16 protein-coding genes are annotated in these 18,616 nt (G+C 40.4%); 2 read left to right on the top strand and 14 right to left on the bottom strand.

Features of this window, described 5'->3' with window-relative positions:
• Window position 1: 1 nt before the first annotated feature.
• The 13 genes from sdhA to ligA all read right to left on the bottom strand — a co-directional run bounded on the left by sdhA (window position 2) and on the right by ligA (window position 11,469).
• Complete coding sequence (sdhA, locus tag F3D68_RS03845; protein ID WP_151193150.1) at window positions 2-1,789, bottom strand: succinate dehydrogenase flavoprotein subunit; 1,788 nt, start codon at window positions 1,787-1,789, stop codon at window positions 2-4.
• 12 nt (window positions 1,790-1,801) lie between these two features.
• Window positions 1,802-2,143 (bottom strand): succinate dehydrogenase, hydrophobic membrane anchor protein, encoded by a 342-nt coding sequence (sdhD, locus tag F3D68_RS03840; RefSeq protein WP_117003294.1) that lies wholly within the window; start codon window positions 2,141-2,143, stop codon window positions 1,802-1,804.
• Window positions 2,131-2,520: a succinate dehydrogenase, cytochrome b556 subunit gene (gene sdhC / locus F3D68_RS03835; protein ID WP_151193149.1), complete on the bottom strand. Its 390-nt coding sequence runs from the start codon at window positions 2,518-2,520 to the stop codon at window positions 2,131-2,133. The genes sdhD and sdhC overlap by 13 nt, the downstream gene beginning before the upstream one ends.
• Before the next feature lie 172 nt (window positions 2,521-2,692).
• Window positions 2,693-3,661: a DUF6929 family protein gene (locus F3D68_RS03830; RefSeq protein WP_151193148.1), complete on the bottom strand. Its 969-nt coding sequence runs from the start codon at window positions 3,659-3,661 to the stop codon at window positions 2,693-2,695.
• 26 nt (window positions 3,662-3,687) lie between these two features.
• The gene (locus tag F3D68_RS03825) at window positions 3,688-4,119 is read right to left on the bottom strand and encodes a DNA polymerase III subunit chi (RefSeq protein WP_191092691.1); all 432 of its coding nucleotides are present in this window, start codon (window positions 4,117-4,119) and stop codon (window positions 3,688-3,690) included.
• Between the two features lie 74 nt (window positions 4,120-4,193).
• Complete coding sequence (locus F3D68_RS03820) at window positions 4,194-4,634, bottom strand: DUF29 domain-containing protein (protein WP_151193146.1); 441 nt, start codon at window positions 4,632-4,634, stop codon at window positions 4,194-4,196.
• A 130-nt stretch (window positions 4,635-4,764) separates the two neighbouring features.
• Window positions 4,765-5,475 carry an SIMPL domain-containing protein gene (locus F3D68_RS03815; RefSeq protein ID WP_151193145.1) on the bottom strand — a complete coding sequence of 237 codons (711 nt, stop codon included), beginning with the start codon at window positions 5,473-5,475 and terminating at the stop codon, window positions 4,765-4,767.
• Window positions 5,475-6,179 (bottom strand): carbonate dehydratase, encoded by a 705-nt coding sequence (gene can / locus F3D68_RS03810; protein ID WP_117003289.1) that lies wholly within the window; start codon window positions 6,177-6,179, stop codon window positions 5,475-5,477. The genes F3D68_RS03815 and can overlap by 1 nt, the downstream gene beginning before the upstream one ends.
• Window positions 6,176-7,207, bottom strand: a complete 1,032-nt coding sequence (gene ansA, locus F3D68_RS03805; RefSeq protein ID WP_191092696.1) for an asparaginase — start codon at window positions 7,205-7,207, stop codon at window positions 6,176-6,178. Before ansA ends, can begins: the two co-directional genes overlap by 4 nt.
• Window positions 7,194-7,673: a ribonuclease HI gene (gene rnhA, locus F3D68_RS03800; protein WP_151193144.1), complete on the bottom strand. Its 480-nt coding sequence runs from the start codon at window positions 7,671-7,673 to the stop codon at window positions 7,194-7,196. Before rnhA ends, ansA begins: the two co-directional genes overlap by 14 nt.
• A gap of 47 nt (window positions 7,674-7,720) precedes the next feature.
• Window positions 7,721-8,221 carry a peptide-methionine (S)-S-oxide reductase MsrA gene (gene msrA, locus F3D68_RS03795; protein WP_151193143.1) on the bottom strand — a complete coding sequence of 167 codons (501 nt, stop codon included), beginning with the start codon at window positions 8,219-8,221 and terminating at the stop codon, window positions 7,721-7,723.
• Window positions 8,222-9,307 carry a 5-(carboxyamino)imidazole ribonucleotide synthase gene (locus F3D68_RS03790; protein WP_151193142.1) on the bottom strand — a complete coding sequence of 362 codons (1,086 nt, stop codon included), beginning with the start codon at window positions 9,305-9,307 and terminating at the stop codon, window positions 8,222-8,224.
• 107 nt (window positions 9,308-9,414) lie between these two features.
• The gene (ligA, locus tag F3D68_RS03785; protein WP_151193141.1) at window positions 9,415-11,469 is read right to left on the bottom strand and encodes an NAD-dependent DNA ligase LigA; all 2,055 of its coding nucleotides are present in this window, start codon (window positions 11,467-11,469) and stop codon (window positions 9,415-9,417) included.
• A 182-nt stretch (window positions 11,470-11,651) separates the two neighbouring features.
• On the opposite strand from ligA, the gene purT reads away from it, so the two are divergent.
• The gene (purT, locus tag F3D68_RS03780) at window positions 11,652-12,854 is read left to right on the top strand and encodes a formate-dependent phosphoribosylglycinamide formyltransferase (RefSeq protein WP_151193140.1); all 1,203 of its coding nucleotides are present in this window, start codon (window positions 11,652-11,654) and stop codon (window positions 12,852-12,854) included.
• Here the strand turns inward: purT and F3D68_RS03775 are convergent.
• On the bottom strand, window positions 12,826-14,079 hold the full coding sequence (locus F3D68_RS03775; protein WP_151193139.1) for a glycoside hydrolase family 5 protein: 1,254 nt from the start codon (window positions 14,077-14,079) through the stop codon (window positions 12,826-12,828). The two genes, purT and F3D68_RS03775, sit on opposite strands and share 29 nt — an antisense overlap.
• Window positions 14,080-14,466: 387 nt before the next feature.
• Here F3D68_RS03775 and purL point away from each other — a divergent pair, with 387 nt between their 5' ends.
• Complete coding sequence (purL, locus tag F3D68_RS03770; protein WP_151193138.1) at window positions 14,467-18,354, top strand: phosphoribosylformylglycinamidine synthase; 3,888 nt, start codon at window positions 14,467-14,469, stop codon at window positions 18,352-18,354.
• The last annotated feature ends 262 nt before the right edge of the window (window positions 18,355-18,616 follow it).

Below are 18,616 nucleotides of genomic sequence, written 5' to 3'. Positions count from 1 at the left end.
CTTAGTAGCTTCTTACTTTTGGTTGGAATGGTTCTAATTTTAATGGTTTCATATTCACATCACGCGTTGACGGACGATCTCCCTCTAGGAAATAAAGCGTATGCTTCAACCACTTCTCATCATCACGCTCAGGATAATCTTCACGTGAATGCGCACCACGCGACTCTTTGCGCGTCAATGCAAGAACAGCAGTTGCCATCGCAGTTTCCATGAGATTATCAAGCTCAAGCGCTTCGATTCTCGCGGTATTAAATACGTGTGAATGATCTGCTAACGATGCTTTTTGCACACGCTCACGCAATGATTTCAAACGCTCTAAACCATCTTGCATTTGTTGTTCTGTTCTAAATACTGAGAAATCAACCTGCATTGCTTTTTGCAATTCAGCACGCAGCTCAGCAACGCCTTCACCACCTTTGTTATTTTCCCAACGGTTATAACGCACCATCGCTTGATCCAATGCTTCATCGGTTACATCACGTTGCTGCATACCAGCACGCAATGCTTCTTCTGCATGCATACCTGCAGCACGTCCAAATACTACTAAATCCAGTAATGAGTTAGAGCCTAAACGATTCGCGCCATGTACAGAAACGCTAGCACACTCACCAACAGCATATAAGCCATCGATAATCACATCTTCGCCACTGGCATTTTGTGTTAATGCTTGACCGTGTTTATTAGTAGGAATGCCCCCCATCATATAGTGACAGGTTGGCACCACAGGGATTGGCGCTTTTAATGGATCAACACCAGCAAAAGTCATTGCCAATTCACGAATACCTGGAAGACGCTCTTTAATCACACTTTCATCTAAATGCGTTAAATCTAAGTGAACACAGTCAACGCCAGCAAACTTAAGTCCTCTGCCTTCATTGATTTCTTGTTGTGATGCACGTGATACTACGTCACGCGATGCCAAATCTTTGGCATTTGGCGCATAACGCTCCATAAAGCGCTCACCATTTTTATTACGTAGAATTCCACCTTCACCACGGCAACCCTCGGTTACTAACACCCCGGCACCCGCGATACCTGTTGGGTGGAATTGCCAGAACTCCATATCTTGTAATGGAATGCCAGCTCTTAACGCCATACCGACACCATCACCGGTATTGATATGCGCATTAGTGCTTGATTCGTAAATACGTCCCGCGCCACCTGTGGCTAGGATCGTTACTTTTGACTGGAAGAACACGATTTCACCGGTCTCCATATTCATCGCCAACACACCAGCAATTGCGTGTTCTGAAGACTTCACTAAATCAAGCGCATACCACTCGTTAAAAAATTTAGTTTCATGCTTTAAATTACCTTGATAAAGCGTGTGCAATAACGCATGCCCTGTTCTATCAGAGGCTGCACATGTTCTTTTGGCAATATTGCCCACATCATAATTGCGTGACATCCCACCAAAAGCACGTTGGTAAATTTTGCCGTTTTCTAAACGTGAGAACGGCATACCCATATGCTCAAGCTCAATAATTGCTTGTGGTGCATTCTCACACATAAACTCAATTGCTTCTTGATCACCGATATAATCAGAACCTTTAACCGTATCATAGGTATGCCATTTCCAATCATCCGATGGGAGACCATCATCATATTCAACATTACCTAATGCCGCGGCAATTCCGCCTTGAGCTGATACTGTATGCGAGCGCGTTGGAAAAACTTTTGAAATCGCTGCGGTTTTAAACCCAGATTGAGCTAATTGAAATGCTGCCTGCATTCCAGCGCCACCGGCACCAACAACGATTGCATCAAATTGTTGTACTGCAATTTTCATTATCAATACCCCTTAAAATAAAATACAAATAAGCCAAATAAAACACGCAAGATAACCAACAATTGCAGCTACTTGCAAGAATCCGCGAATGCATGCGCACGTCACATAATCAGTGAAAATCGTCCACATACCAATCCACGCATGCGCCATTAATGACAAAAACGCTAAAATCGTAAATATTTTTACCCACGTGTTTTGGAAAATCGCAAGCCATGTATGATATGAACCATCACCGGATAGTGTTAAGACAACAATCACGACAAAGATTGCATATAACATAATAATGATTGCGGTAACACGTTGTAAAAACCAGTCTTTCAAGCCTGAACGTGTGCATGAAGTTACATTACCCATAACCAAAGCCCCCAGAAAATTGTTACTAATACACCCAGCACTAAAACAGCGATTGAAGAAGCTTTAGCAGTACACATTTCTTCACCAAATCCTAAATCCATAATCAAGTGGCGAATGCCCGCGATCACATGATATGACACCGCTGATATAAAGATCCAAGCGACAATACTCCATGGTGAATGAATCAACAGATCCTGTACATAATAAAAGTCGCCACCACAGCGCATTGACAAACTAAAACCCCATATTAAAAACGGCAATAACACGACCATTAACACACCGGTGATCCGGTGAATAATCGAGCTTATTGCCGTAATAGGGAACGAATAGGACTTTATTGAGCCAAGCCCTATATTTCGTGGTCCTTGATGTTTCATTGCTTTCTCCTGCTTATCAAGAAAATTAACGTGTTAAACACAAAATCTTGCGTATTCTAGCACAAATAAATTGAAGTGCTACCGTGAAGAAGCAAGCAATCAGAATTAATCTAAGCCTAACAAAAACAAGGTTTAAATTCAGGCATTGAAGTGTTTTTTAAGATCAAATTATTTAATATATTTCAACTTGGTAAAATTCAGAAGGTTTGCCATCATTATCACTGACTAAAAATGCATTAACTCCTTTGTCAGATTTCTCACTAAAGATAATTGATTCTATTTTTGTTTGAATAACGCCATGCTCATCAAATAAGAGTTGACTATAGTTTGTTAAATCAACATTATTCTTTAGCTTATCCAGCGCGATTTTTCCAACAAAGCTACCTAAAACCAATCCATCATGATAAGCATCATCTGTTAACTCAATGGATGTGGTGAATAAAAGTGAGTTATCATCTGCATCATAATCCAAACCTGAAAAAGTAGAAGCATAGCGCCCTATTTGTGGCATGCTAGGTGTAACAACCTGAATATCTGCCTCTTTGTTACTTGACTTTGTCGCATTTAATAACTGCCAAAACACATCTTTTGGCAACACAAAAATAATGTCCTTATGGGCATTACCGCGATTTGCGATATATACCTTATCTTGTGTTATCGCAAAACCCTCAATATTAATCTTGGCATCTTTAGCCAAATTCACGTGCATCTTTAATACCTGATATAAAGATTGCAAATCAACCGTTTTAATCTGCTGATTTTTTAAATTATAAATATAACCAAAATAGCGATTCTTTTTTGAACCCGAACTTAGAGCAATCAAAAGCGGCTCATCATTAAAGTTGCCAATCGCCATTGATTCAAGGTCTTTCTTCTGTGATTTTTCAATAGGTGCGTTAAGCTTAGACTGCTCTTTTTCAAGTGGTATTAGTTGTAAAACTTTAAACTCACTATTAACAACTGCCATACTCATACTATCATCACTAATGACATAGTATTTATCACCCCACTTTTCTATTCCTGATGCAGCACTTATTGTCTGATTGAGCGCCCCATGGCGCTTGATATCAACATTAATATCCGCCCATGAATAGCTAAACAAACAACTCAATAAACTAATTGCCAACAAACGATATCTCATATTACCTCCTTGATATTCAATAGCTTTTATATCTTATGTACATTAATGGTAAAGCCTTGTTGCTGTAACGCCTTATAATAACGCCTTGAAGCCTGTAGTCTTGAAGGCTCTTGATCAACAATTTTGATTAAATGCTTCACTTCACTATGAACTGGCATGTTACTCAACGTTAGATCAATCAATATGTCTTTGTTAATACCTTTAAGAGAGGCCGCTTCACTCACAAGCACCACCGGTAGCTTTGCATAATCTGGTGACACCTCAGCCATATAGGCGTGTGGCAAAAAATCATCCTCACCATTAAACCATAACCTAGCATCTAGCTCTTTACACAATAGGTCTTCTGCATAGATCACAGCAGTTTTCCCTGCTGCATAATAGGATTTAACCTGTGTGCTCACAAACTGATAAAACTGCTCATCATCTTGAGTGGGCAATATAAAAAAATCAATATTCAAAAAAAACCAACCCTTAGCATTTATCGCACCCTGAGCGTCAGTTGAAGGGTACGTTTAGAAATATATTGCTTATATTATTCAGGATAAAACTCATCATCTAATACCTGATCAAAACTATAACGACAGACCTCCGGTACTTCAGCCTTTTTAGGATCAATGCCCGTTTCATTTTCAAAATCCAATAATGCTAACTTATAAGATTTAGGAAGCGTTTCATCAATTTTACTTTTCAAGCTAGGGTTATCCTGTATGAGATCCTTTAAATCATCCCTTTGCGCAATAATCGTATTTTCCCAACTTCTACTTCTATACGAAGGTTGATATTGCCACTTAAGCAGGTGCATTAAAAGAACACGCAGCCTACTTTTTAATGCGTGCTTTTGACTTGCACCCATACTTTCCAACTCCTCTGTTAAGTGCTCAATATCAACTTTATTAAATGCTTTAGCTCTTAACGCTTGAACGGTCTGAATCGTCCAAGCATAAAAATCTCTTTCATAAAGTGGCTTTGCCATATTGATAACTCCAAACTTAGGTTAAATATTAATACGCAGCATAAAAATGCTAGCAGAAACAATGGTTAATAGCCAATCATTATCCACATGTCAGTTTATAAAAGGGTAACCAAGTGAATGCACTATTATTTTATTTCAAAAAATACTCTGAACTTACCACAACACGCACCAGTTTATAGGGATCACCATCCCCATAAGAGGCATCTTGATTACTAATCGTAAAGGCACCTTGTGATGCTTGACGAATGCTGCCTAACGCAGTTTGCGCATTTTTAGCAAATTGTAATGCCGCTGTTTTAGCATTTTGCGTGGCATCTTCGAGCATCTTTGGTTTAATACTATTAAGCCCTGTATATTTATAGGCGACATTACTACTACTAACGACAACACCTTTGGCAACCAAATCACTGGTTTTTTGTGCTAAACCTTGCACTAAATCCACTTTATCTGTCGTAATCGTCATACTGCCATATGCACTGTAATTTGAGGTATTAACCTGATCCTTGCTGTGTGAATTTTGATTTAGCGAAATACTACCATATTGTAATGCCTTGGCATCCACACCCGCTTGACTTATAAAGTTTTTTACTGCTAACTGATCTTGATCAACCTTCTGATAGACTTCTTTTAAGCTATTGGCATTAACAGTATAACTGATACTCCAAATCGCTTTATCCGCTTTAACCGTTTGCTCTGCCAAACCTTTAACCGCAATATAGCGATTAAATGCATGAAAGTTCAAAATCCCATACGATATAAAACCACCAGCTAACGCTATACCAACACCAATACTGAAGTAGCCAAAAAACTTTACTTTATCAATATACTTTTGCTCAGTCATCACATTTTCGCCTTATATAAATTACGCTGAATACTCGTTAGCGCTTTATCATAAAAATCTTCAATTTCATCATTATCTGCCACGCCAAAAGCAATCTGCTGCAACAATCCATTCGATAACGCATAAACACAAGCATGAACCATCACTTTTTGCCCTCGCTGCCACGCATCTTGGATCACCGTGGTTTTGGCAACGTTAATGACCTGCTCAACCACATTAAGCTCACACATCACAGCATGTTTTTGCTCTTTGCAATCGATCCCTTGTGCTAAAGCCTCACATTCACCGTGATCGAAGGGTTTTAATAACTCCTTATGCTTATAATGCACATCTTGGACATGCCTTAACCAGTTATCAATCAGTCCATGTGATTCATTTAACGTAGCTGCTTTAATACCCCCACAACCATAATGACCACAGACAAGAATATGCTTGACCTTCAATACATCTACCGCATATTGCAATACCGATAAAAAATTCAAATCAGAATGAACGACAACATTAGCCACATTGCGATGCACAAAAATATCACCCGGCAACAAACCCAAGATTTGATTTGCCGGCACACGGCTATCCGAGCAGCCAATCCATAAATACTCTGGATTTTGCTGCTTTGATAAATTTTCAAAGAAGCCGGGCTTTTCTTTATTTGTATCTTCAACCCATTGACGGTTTTGCTCCATCAACTTCGTTAAATATTTCATAGCGTTATTTCTCCTCGCAAATCTTTATGTAGTGCTAATTTCACTTCATCTTGTGTTAAACCCGGAATACTTAAAAGATAAAATAATTTCGTCAATGCCGCCTCATCGGTCATATCATGCCCTGAGATGACCCCTGCATTCACAAGACCAACACCTGCCTCATATGCTCCCATCTTGACACTGCCCTTTACACATTGTGTGCAGTTAATGATAATCACACCTCGCTGACATGCCTCGATAAGCTCATGTAGAATCTCAGGCGAGTTCATAATATTACCCGCACCATAGGTCTTTAAAATCAATCCTTGCAATGGTGGCTGTAATACTTTTTTTAAGATATTTGCATCCATGCCTGGGAAAATTGATAACACTGCAATCTTAGGCACGCCTAAGGTTTTAAACTCAATCTCAGCTGGCTCACTGTGATCACACGGATACAGATAGGCTTCATTTAATTCAATATCAATGCCCACTTGCCCTAATGGCGGATAATTAGGTGAGTTAAATGCATCCATTCCTGAAGCATTAACCTTGACCGAGCGATTACCTCGTAATAGCTGCTTATTAAAATACACACAAACCTCAGCAATACGCTCATCCGCTGCTAAAATCAAACTATGCAATATATTATCTGAGGCATCTGATCTTAGCTCAGAAATCGGAATCTGTGAGCCTGTACAAATCACCGGTTTGTTTAAGTTCTTCAACATAAATGACAGACTCGATGCGGTATATGCCAACGTATCTGTGCCATGTAATACCACAAAGCCATCATATTGTTCGTAATGATCGACAATATCCAATGCGATGGTGATCCAATCCTCTGGTTTGATATTTGCCGAATCGATCAATTGCGGATATTCATTGATCTTAAAATCGGGCACATCATTATGATAAAAGTCTTTGATCGTTTTAATTTTATCCAACAAATAGCCTTGCTTTGGTGCATAACCTTTGTCGGTTTTGACCATGCCAATCGTGCCACCGGTATAGATTACATAGATCTTTTTATCTTTAATGGATTTCATGTTCACTGTGCACTACCCCTTTATTGGCTAACTCATCGGCGCGTTCATTTAATGGGTGACCGTTATGCCCTTTAACCCAACACCATTTCACCTGATGTTTATGGCGTAACTGATCAAGCATCTGCCATAAATCTTGATTTTTCACCGCTTGCTTATTTGCCGTTTTCCAACCACGCTGTATCCAACCATCAAGCCATTCATTGACACCTTGCTGCACATATTTGGAATCGGTGTAAAGCTCGACATCACACCTCTCTTTTAATAGCTGTAATGCTTTAATCGCTGCTAATAACTCCATGCGGTTATTGGTGGTATTATCCTCACCACCATAAACCTCCTTGGTCTTGGCTTTGTATTGCAAAATCGCACCCCAACCACCGCGTCCAGGATTGCCCTTACACGCGCCATCGGTATAAATGACAATTTTTTTTAATTTATTTACTTCGTTGTTTGTTTGAGTATTCATCTATTTATTTGTATCTTCTTTTTTACCACTTACGCTTTTTTACTAGCCTAATCAAATCGTTTCACACGTCGATGACAGACATGCAAGTGCGCGTGTTTATTAAAATATTGTTGATGATAGTCTTCAGCCAACCAAAATGGGTGGAGATTGGCATCAATTAATTGTGTTGCAATCGTTAAACCTTGTGCTTCAAGGCAATCAATTACTTGTTGGCAAGTCATTTTTTCCGTGTCATTTGTATATAAAATAGCACTTAAATATTGCGAACCAATATCAACACCTTGACCATTTTTCTGTGTTGGATCATGAATTTCAAAAAAGAGTTTCACTAAGGTTTCATAACTCACAAACTTGCGATCATACTCAACTTTAACGACTTCCAGATGCTCAGTTTGCCCTGTTTTCACGTCATGATAAGTAGGATTCAGCGTTTTGCCCGCCATATAACCAACTGCCGTTTTAACCACGCCTTTTTCTTTGGCAAAGTAATGCTCGACACCCCAAAAGCACCCTGCCGCAAAATAAGCAACATTTAGCTGATCTGACACTTAAAACTCCTCCAAGCACGGTTTTGCTTTAATATTTTGATAGATCATATTAACACTATTGATAAATGTTTCTAGCTCATTATCAACAATATTAATGTGCCCCATCTTGCGTCCTGCTCTTAAGCTCTTGCCATAACTTTTGGCATAGCTATTAACAGGTAGCTGTATATCTGGCACATTTTCAGCAATCAGATTAATCATTAATATGTGTTGCGCTAATGTTTTGATAACCACAACATTTTCACCGCTGATCGCTCGCATATGGTTTTCAAATTGGCTGACATTAGCACCATTGATTGACCAGTGTCCCGAATTATGCACGCGTGGCGCCATTTCATTGACAAAAAGCTGATTATTTTTCACAAAAAACTCAACCGCAAATGTGCCGACATAATCAAAGTGCTCAAGCAAACGCTTCACTGCTTCTTGCGCGTCAATACTTAGTTCATTTTTCTCTATCAACACATGTGTTTCTCGTAAAATGCCATCGCGATGCTCATTTCTAACCAAAGGATAAAAGGCAATATGCCCAAACTGATCACGTGAGGCAATTTGTGAGACTTCATAATCAAATGGTACGAAACTCTCCGCAATCAGTGGATATTCACCCAAAGCCTCCCACGCTTTTTCTAAACACTCCGGCGTTTTAATAACATACTGCCCCTTGCCATCATAGCCAAAGCGCCTTGTCTTAATAATAAACGGTAAGCTTAATAACTTGGCAGCCTTTTGAAGTTCAGCGAAAGAATCTACCGCCATATAATCATTGGTATTAATATCTAGTTGTTTAAAGTTGTCTTTCTCCAATAGCCGATCTTGCGCAACACTTAAGGCCTCAATCGCTGGAAAGACACGCGTTTTATGTGATATTGCCTGCAGCAGGTCAACTGATATATTTTCAATCTCATAAGTCACGATATCATAGCTCTGAAGCTTCTCCTGCCAACGATTTATTTCCTCTGGAGTGCTCTTACCATAGCGATCAATCTCTGGCAAAGGATACGTATCAATACTTATATTTAAATCTCGAGCATTTTCAATCATCATCTGTGCCAGCTGTCCATTTCCTAATATTGCGATTTTCATTTTTTATTACCCTAAGTTTATTCCACAAAGTAATGACCTAATCACCTCTCCCCTTGCGGGAGAGGTCGCATTGTGTAGCAATGCGGGTGAGGGGGATATCTTACTAATCAGTTTACTTGTAGCTCATCTTCAGTTATCACTTTAATACCAAGCGCTTGCGCCTTGGCTAATTTGGAACCGGCCTTTTCCCCTGCAATGAGAAAATCAGTTTTGCTTGATACACTGCCACTACACTTAGCACCCAATGCTTCAAGCTTCTCTTTAAGCTCATCGCGCGTAAACTCAGTAAAGCTACCAGTAATTACAACGGTTTTACCAAAAAATGGATTATCAACAGCAGTTTCTGCTACTTCAGCCGCAACTTTTTTGGGCTCAATGATCGTAATGCCTGCAGCAATCAGTGCATCAACAAGTTCAATATTTAAAGAATCCTGCCAAAAAGCTTTGACATGATTTGCCATCACCTCACCGATATCATGAATCGATATCATCTCTTCAAGTGTGGCATTTTTAATCGCCTCTAGTGACCCAAAGTGATTAGCAAGTGCTTTAGCACTCACCTCACCGATATCTTTAATACCTAAAGCATAGATAAAACGATGCAATAGCACGGTTTTGCTTTTCTCTAAAGCCTCTAATAAGTTTAATGATGACTTACGTCCCATACGCTCCAACTGCCTTAAAACAGGCAAATTTAAAGCATACAAATCAGCTGGCGTTTTTATTATCTCTTTATCGACTAGCTGTTCAACGATTTTATCGCCCATTCCATCGATATCCATCGCCTTGCGTGAAGCAAAGTGCTTAATGCGTTCTTTGCGTTGTGCCCGACAATGCCATCCGCCTGTACAACGCGCAATCGCCTGATCGTTAATATATTCAATACTTGATTGGCACACAGGACACACTTTGGGCATCACGATCTCTTGTGTTGTATTAGCATCGCGATACTCAAGCAATGAACGCACCACCTCAGGGATGACATCTCCCGCGCGCCGCACAATTACGCGATCATGCATTTTAATATCTTTGCGCTTGATTTCATCGATATTATGTAATGTTGCATTTGAAACAATCACGCCACCTACGGCAACTGGCTTTAACCTTGCCACCGGAGTCACTGCGCCCGTGCGCCCGACTTGAAAATCAACGGCTAAAATTTCTGACTCGACTTCTTCAGCGGGGAATTTATGCGCCAGTGCCCAACGTGGTGCTTTGGCAATAAAGCCTGCTTTAGTTTGCAAATCCAAACGATTTAATTTATAGACCAAACCATCAATATCATAAGGCAAATCAGCACGCTTATGACTCATACGTTGGTAATAATCAAGTAAGCCCTCTTCTCCGTCAACCACTTCAACCTCATCGGTTAATTGAAAACCCCAGAGCTTTAATTGTTGCATTAACTCATATTGAGTTTGGGGTAAGTTAAATCCACTATACGCACCAACGCCATAAGCATACATCTTTAATTTACGCTTGGCAGCAATGCGCGAATCAAGTTGCCTCACACTGCCCGCTGCAGCATTTCTAGGATTGGCAAAGACCTTTTCATCACGCGTTTCAGCGATTTGATTAAGTGCTAGAAAATCCTGCTTATTAATAATAATTTCACCACGCACTTCAATCTCTTTGGGCAAATTATCACCTTTCAATTGCAGTGGTACATTACGAATCGTTTTGATATTCTCAGTTACCTTTTCACCCTCGACACCATCGCCGCGAGTTACCGCATAGTCTAATCGACCATTTTTATAATGAATACTAATTGCCAAGCCATCTAACTTGGGCTCACATTCAAAACTTAACTCATGCGTTTGTGTAAGCTCTGTTAGACGCTTATAAAAACTCGCGATATCCTCATCATCAAAGCCATTGGATAGTGATAACATCGGCACCTTATGAGCAATGACCTCAAAGGCCGTTAACGGCTTGCTGCCAACACGCTTTGTTGGTGATAATGAAGTATCTAAAATATCCTGATATTGCGACTCTAGCTCAACAAGTGCTTGATACGCCTTGTCATATACTTGATCACTCACTAAAGGCGCATCTAAAGTATGATAAGCGTAATTATAACGATTAATCTCTTCACATAGATTTTGGTAATATTCTTGAATTTCAATATGGTTGTTATTTTTTTTAAAAGATAAATCAGACATGTCAAAAAGGACTTATACAGCATGCGCCCATCATACTAAAAGGGGAATAAGATGAAAAGCAAAAGCCCATCACTTCACATAGCTAATCATACTTGCGTTTAATAAAATTCATAGCAAATCGTCTTAAGCCTTTGTTATCATACTCACACATCATTGACAGAAAACTGTTTGAAGGAATCAAAATGACGATATTAGGTACTGCCTTAACCAAATCACAAACCAAGATCATGCTTTTAGGTGCAGGTGAGCTTGGCAAGGAACTCGCCATTAGCGCACAACGCCTTGGCATTTATGTTATCGCTGTTGATCGCTATAAAAACGCACCCGCCATGCATATCGCTCACGAGGCACATGTAATTAATATGCAAGATGCCAAAGCGCTACATGCTTTGATCCAAGAGAAATCACCTGATTATATCGTGCCCGAGATTGAAGCCATTGCTACGGATGAGCTTATCAATCTTGAAAAACAAGGATTTAATATTGTACCTTGCGCTAAAGCCACCAAACTGACCATGGATCGCCAAGGCATTCGCTCACTTGCAGCTGATGAGCTTAAGCTCCCTACTTCAAAATTTGCCTTTGCTGATAGCAAAGAAGATTGCCTAATCAAAGCACAAGCAATTGGTGTGCCATGCGTTGTAAAACCTGTGATGAGCTCTTCTGGCAAGGGTCAGTCAATTGTTAGATCATTTGATGAGATTGAAGCTGCTTGGGAGTATGCACAAAGTGGCTCACGCGGTAATAGTGGCGATGTGCAAAAAGTGATTATTGAGGAGTTTATTACTTTTGATTATGAGATCACTTTACTCACCGTGCGTCACAATAAAGGCACATCGTTTTGTGATCCCATTGGTCATATTCAACAAGACGGTGATTATCGATTATCATGGCAACCACATGCGATGAGTGATGCTTTACTATATCAAGCGCAACATATTGCTAAAACCATCACCGATGCTTTAGGTGGGCATGGCATTTTTGGTGTTGAGCTCTTTATCAAAGGTGATGAAGTGTATTTTAATGAAGTATCCCCACGACCACATGATACGGGTATGGTAACACTGATCTCGCAAAATTTATCCGAGTTTGACCTGCACTTACGTGCTATTTTAGGATTACCAATTCCCAATATCGAGACACGCATGCCAAGCGCTTCAGCGGCGATTTTACTTGAAGGGCAATCACAAGCACCAAGCTTTACTGGTTTAAATGAAGGTTTATCCCAGATTAATACGGATATTCGCTTATTTGCCAAGCCTGAAATCTCCGGCAAACGCCGCATTGGGGTTGCTTTAGCCTATGATACAGACATTGAAACAGCTAAAGCGCGTGCTCAATTTGCTGCAAATAGCATTAAGATCCATGCTTCATCGTCCCAATAACCGCATGCCACAATGGGTTGTTTTTATCATAGACATAATACTTGTTAGCTTTACCATAAGTAAGACTGGGGAAAAGATTGGTTTTTTCTTCATCCTTCCAGAATTGCCATTTCATTGGCTTTACGCCTAGCTCATAGTTCATACCTGTCCACTCATCGCCACGATAATTGTAAAATGCCCAATGCCAGTTATTTTTATTAGCAATATTCACAATATCCTTGAGGTATTGAGTGGCTCCTTTTGTCATACGATCAACACCAAACTCCTCCAAAATAATCTGCTGACTAGGAATATGATAGCGCTTTTGAAAGTTCACAATCGGTTGTAAAAACTTCTCAAGGGTTGCCTTATTCCAATCACTAAATTGATCATTCCCCGTCGCTATTTTTCCTGGATAAACATACTTGCCATTGTTAATTTTACGCGTGGTGTAAATATATGGCTCATACATGTGAAAAGCATAAAGAATATTTTTCGCATCAATGGGTTTAAGATAATCTGCAGCAGGAGGTTCAGCGTACCAACCAGCATCAACAATAATCGGTGTATCAGGATCAACATGACGAATACGTTTAACCATGTATTCGTAAAAGGCATTTAAATCCTCACTTGTGCCAACCACTTTTTTGTAGTAGCTCGTAAAATCCACGTTAAAAATTGCACTATTATTGTTTTTAAGTTTTAAAACTTCAGGATGTGGCTCATTGAGAATATTATACGCAACAACATTTGGATTCGCTTTATAACGCTTGGCAACAGCAGCCCAAAAATTCCCCGCTGCCTGCCAATGTTTTTTATCTTGCCACAATCTTAAATCATCATGATTACCATGTTGCTGATTCCACACTGAAAAAGGCAGTGATAAGAAGCTCAAAATAATCGGAATACCTGTGATCTTCGCATCTTTTAAGTTTTGATCAAAACTTTTTATTTCAAACGCGGTTAGTTGGGTAATATTATCTAGCTTAACCGGATAACCCAGATAGGCATCTATCGGAATGCGGAAAAACTCAATCCCCACTTGCTTAGCATCTTGCCAATCTTTAAGTGATGCCGGATGTTGCCTAAAAAAATTCGCGCCTTTCTTTTGTGTTTGCCAAAAACCATCCGTCATCGCATTGTTTGCAACAACGTTGGCAAAAGAAGATTGTATCGACATAGCGCTAATTGCTACTGCTACTATCGTTTGCAACCCAGTTACCCATTGTTGTTTTTTATTATTCACCACAGTTCATCCCCCTTTTGATAAAGACAATAGTTAAACGCATAAATGATATCGCTTTACACATACAAACACATCCCAAATTCATATTATTTTTAGCCCGAGTTTATAACAAACAACAGCGGCTAAGATTAAATATTCACTCATCAGTCGAAGCGATGCACTGAGCATCACTTGAAGTGGCTAAGCTTGGGAAATCGTGCTTCTAGAGGCTTCGACTTATGCTCAGCCAACGCTTACATAATCAACATGGGCTAGAATATAGTCATGACCACAAAAACATTGCTCATTTATCGTTCTAGATCGCAAATAAAGTCACATTTTACACTTTATAAATTGCAACAAATCTATCAGAATATGGGCACACAAACCTTCTGCATGAGTGGAAAGATGTTACAACTTTTTGGCAATGACGCATTATCTTCGTTTGATCAACAAAAAATCTTAGCTAAATTACAGGACATTGATCCTCGTATTGAGATGGTTCAAGCGGAATATATTCACTTTATTGAGCACAGTGATGCATTAAACGATGATGAGTTAAATAAACTCTCAGCTTTATTAAACTATGGTGATAAAGGGCAGCTTACTGATAAACAAGGGCAAGCCATTATCATCACACCACGTTTAGGCACAATCTCGCCGTGGTCATCAAAGGCAACGGATATTGCACACAATTGCGGATTGAACAAAGTCACACGTATTGAGCGCGGTATTGTTTATTATTTAAAAAGTCAAACATCCTTAGCACAGAACGATTTAAATCTATTAGCTGCTAAGTTACATGATCGTATGATGCAAACAGTTAGCTTCTTAATTGCAGATACCAATCCATTTATCAGCACCCACGCTGTTGGCACGCTGCAAACCATTCCACTATTAAGTGAAGGTCGTAGCGCTCTAGAGAAAATCAATCGTGAGCTTGGTTTGGCATTATCTGATGATGAAATTGATTATTTGCATGATGGCTTCATCAATCTTAATCGCGATCCTAATGATGTTGAACTGATGATGTTTGCACAAGCCAACTCAGAGCATTGTCGACATAAAATCTTCAGAGCTGATTGGATTATTGATGGCCAAGCGCAATCTCTTGGGCTATTTCCAATGATCAAAAACACCTATGAACATCACAAAGAAAATATCCTTTCAGCCTATCATGACAATGCCGCAGTTATTGCCGGCTATGCTGCTGAGCGTTTGCAGCGTGATGATAGTGGACTGTATCATTTTAAACGCGAGCCAATTCATATTCAGATCAAGGTTGAAACACATAACCACCCAACTGCCATCGCCCCGCATCCAGGCGCTGCCACTGGAGCCGGTGGCGAGATCCGTGATGAAGGTGCGACAGGGCGCGGCGCTAAACCCAAAGCAGGGCTGACTGGCTACACCGTATCGAATTTAAACCTCCCTCATGATATCCAGCCGTGGGAAACCCCTTACGGCAAACCAGAGCGCATTGCCTCGGCATTAGATATTATGATTGAAGCGCCTCTTGGGGGGGCTGCTTTTAACAATGAGTTTGGGCGTCCTAATCTATGCGGGTATTTTCGTAGTTTTGAGCAAAACGTAAATGGTGAAGTCTGGGGATACCATAAGCCGATTATGATCGCTGGTGGTTATGGCAATATTAAAGAAGAACATATCGAAAAACGCAAAATCCCTGTCGGTGCCAAAATTATCGTTTTAGGCGGTCCTGGGATGCTGATTGGTCTAGGCGGAGGTGCCGCCTCTTCCGTTAACTCTGGGCACTCTAACGAGGATCTTGATTTCGCCTCTGTGCAACGTGATAATGCTGAGATTGAACGTCGCGCACAGGAAGTGATTGATAGCTGTTGGTCAATGGGACTTAATAACCCCATCATTAGCATTCATGATGTTGGTGCGGGCGGTTTATCCAATGCATTACCTGAGCTGGTTGCTGACTGCGAGCGTGGCGCTATCTTTGATCTTAATAAAATTCAAGTGGCTGAAAAAGGTTTATCGCCCCTAGAGATCTGGTGCAATGAATCACAAGAGCGCTATGTACTTGCCATCGCTGAAAAGGACTTATCTGCCTTTGATAACATTGCCAAGCGCGAGCGTTGCCCTTATAGCATTGTTGGTGAAGCCACTGAAGAACAAGTTTTGATTTTAAAAGATGATAATTCGAGCGTTGATCCGATTAACATGCCATTATCATTGTTATTAGGTAAAGCACCCAAAACATTAAAAAATGTGACCACAACTGCTAATGCCTATAGTAATTGGGATTATAGTGGTATCGATTTACAAGATGCTGCCAAGCGCATTTTACGCTTACCCGCTGTTGGTAGTAAGAAGTTTCTAATTACCATTGGTGATCGCACAGTTGGTGGTATGACGCAACGCGATCAAATGGTCGGTCCATGGCAAGTGCCTGTTGCTGATGTTGCTGTAACTGCAACAAGTTTCACAGATTATCATGGCGAGGCAATGGCAATGGGTGAGCGCCCAATACTGGCGATGATGAATCCAGCGGCGGCGGCTAGAATCACCATTGGTGAGGCGATTACCAATATTGCTGCCGCGTACATCTATCACTTATCTGATGTCAAACTTTCCGCCAACTGGATGGCAGCATGCTCGCATCCTGGTGAAGATGCCAGACTCTATGAGATGGTAAAAACTGCTGGCATGGAGTTTTGTCCAGCACTGGATCTAACGATTCCTGTTGGCAAAGATTCCTTATCGATGAAAACCAAATGGCATGATGATAATCAAGAAAAATCGGTAACCTCCCCTGTTTCTCTTGTTGCTACCGCTTTTGCGCCTGTGCAGGATATTCGTCGCACATTAACCCCACAATTGCGCTTAGCATTTGAGACTGACCTTATTTTTATCGATCTAGGTGTAGGTAAAAATCGTTTAGGCGGCTCATCATTTGCGCAAAGTTATAATGAGCTTGGCAATGAAACACCTGATATTGAACCTGAGCTTTTGCAAAGCTTTTTTGCCGCCATCCATCAATTGGTTAAAGATGATAAGATTTGCGCTTATCATGATCGCTCAGATGGTGGCTTATTTACCACGCTATGCGAGATGATGTTTGCGGCTAAGTGTGGTTTAGATATTGACATTGATGCGCTTGGAGATGACGTTCATGCCGCACTCTTTAATGAAGAGCTAGGTGCGGTAATCCAAGTGAGAAACACTGATCGCAGCATTGTGATGCAAGTCCTTGCAAGCTTCCAGTTAAAAGCGCACGCGATTGGGCGACCTAATACCTCAACCGATGATGCCAAGCTCATTATTAGTCACGATATTGATGAAGTCTTCTGTATGACACGCGCTGAGCTGCAAACACTTTGGTCTGAAACCTCTTATCAGATTCAACGCATGCGTGATAATGCACTGTGCGCTGATCAAGAGCATGATTTGATTAATGGTCATAATGATCATGGACTTTTTGCCCAAGTATCGTTTAATTGCAAAGAGAATATTGCTAGTCCTTATCTTAATCTTGATAGCAAGCCCAAAGTAGCGATCTTACGCGAGCAAGGGGTCAATAGTAATAATGAGATGGCAGCAGCCTTTACGCTAAGTGGCTTTGATGCCATTGATGTGCATATGACAGATTTACAAAATAAGCGCATTAATCTCAATGACTTTAAAGGGCTAGCCGCATGTGGTGGCTTCTCTTATGGCGATGTACTGGGTGCTGGTGGCGGTTGGGCAAAATCCATTTTATTTGATCCAAACCTTTTAGAGCAATTTGCACAATTTTTCGCACGCACGGATACTTTCACCGTTGGCATGTGTAATGGCTGTCAGATGCTCTCACAACTAAAGGATATTATTCCAGGTGCCACACACTGGCCACGCTTTGTGCGTAACCTTTCTGAGCAATTTGAAGGCCGCTTGTCGATGGTTGAAGTATTAAAAAACCCATCGATTATCTTTGAAGATATGGCAGGCTTAAAGATGCCTATTGTTGTCTCTCATGGCGAAGGTCGTACACAGTATCAACACCAAGATGACTTACAGCATTTAATTGCCAACGAGCAAACAGCCATGCGCTATATCGACAGTCATAGTAAGCCAACTGAGCATTATCCATTAAATCCAAATGGCTCAGAGGGTGGCTTCACGAGTTTCACATCACTTGATGGACGTGCCACCATTATGATGCCACATCCAGAGCGTGCCTTTAGGCTCGTTCAAATGTCATGGTATCCTGCGGATTGGAAGAATAAAGATATTGAATACTCACCATGGATGCGCTTGTTTATGAATGCGCGCAGGTGGGTTGGTTAAACTTGAACTAGCAAGCCCCATTACCATTAGTAACGCTATTGATTTCTTTAGTAAATTCATCATCTATTCCTTTATATCTGAAAAACACACTATTGAGTCTAGAAAAGAAGCAATTATTTGCCAGCTGTTTATTATCCCTTATACCCAAGTTGGTAAATTTTTGATTACAAAGCATTCAAATCGAACTTTTTTTGCAATTTCATGCCCCTCAAACCCTTATTCCTACGTTCATTTTATGTCAAAATCACTTTTGTAGTGCCAT

The sequence above is a fragment of the Cysteiniphilum sp. JM-1 genome, assembly GCF_008711525.1.
Classification (GTDB): Bacteria; Pseudomonadota; Gammaproteobacteria; order Francisellales; family Francisellaceae; genus Caedibacter.
Note: the sequence above shows the minus strand (reverse complement) of the source record. Positions and strands in the feature narration are given on the sequence as shown.

What these genes read in the sequence shown, in the direction of transcription:
- F3D68_RS03830 (WP_151193148.1), bottom strand. Translation starts at nt 3,661, where the DNA reads ATGAGATATCGTTTGTTGGCAATTAGTTTATTGAGTTGTTTGTTTAGC.
- sdhC (WP_151193149.1), bottom strand. Translation starts at nt 2,520, where the DNA reads ATGAAACATCAAGGACCACGAAATATAGGGCTTGGCTCAATAAAGTCC.
- F3D68_RS03790 (WP_151193142.1), bottom strand. Translation starts at nt 9,307, where the DNA reads ATGAAAATCGCAATATTAGGAAATGGACAGCTGGCACAGATGATGATT.
- F3D68_RS03820 (WP_151193146.1), bottom strand. Translation starts at nt 4,634, where the DNA reads ATGGCAAAGCCACTTTATGAAAGAGATTTTTATGCTTGGACGATTCAG.
- ligA (WP_151193141.1), bottom strand. Translation starts at nt 11,469, where the DNA reads ATGTCTGATTTATCTTTTAAAAAAAATAACAACCATATTGAAATTCAA.
- F3D68_RS03815 (WP_151193145.1), bottom strand. Translation starts at nt 5,475, where the DNA reads ATGACTGAGCAAAAGTATATTGATAAAGTAAAGTTTTTTGGCTACTTC.
- purT (WP_151193140.1), top strand. Translation starts at nt 11,652, where the DNA reads ATGACGATATTAGGTACTGCCTTAACCAAATCACAAACCAAGATCATG.
- rnhA (WP_151193144.1), bottom strand. Translation starts at nt 7,673, where the DNA reads ATGAATACTCAAACAAACAACGAAGTAAATAAATTAAAAAAAATTGTC.
- purL (WP_151193138.1), top strand. Translation starts at nt 14,467, where the DNA reads ATGTTACAACTTTTTGGCAATGACGCATTATCTTCGTTTGATCAACAA.
- sdhD (WP_117003294.1), bottom strand. Translation starts at nt 2,143, where the DNA reads ATGGGTAATGTAACTTCATGCACACGTTCAGGCTTGAAAGACTGGTTT.
- sdhA (WP_151193150.1), bottom strand. Translation starts at nt 1,789, where the DNA reads ATGAAAATTGCAGTACAACAATTTGATGCAATCGTTGTTGGTGCCGGT.
- ansA (WP_191092696.1), bottom strand. Translation starts at nt 7,207, where the DNA reads ATGAAATCCATTAAAGATAAAAAGATCTATGTAATCTATACCGGTGGC.
- can (WP_117003289.1), bottom strand. Translation starts at nt 6,179, where the DNA reads ATGAAATATTTAACGAAGTTGATGGAGCAAAACCGTCAATGGGTTGAA.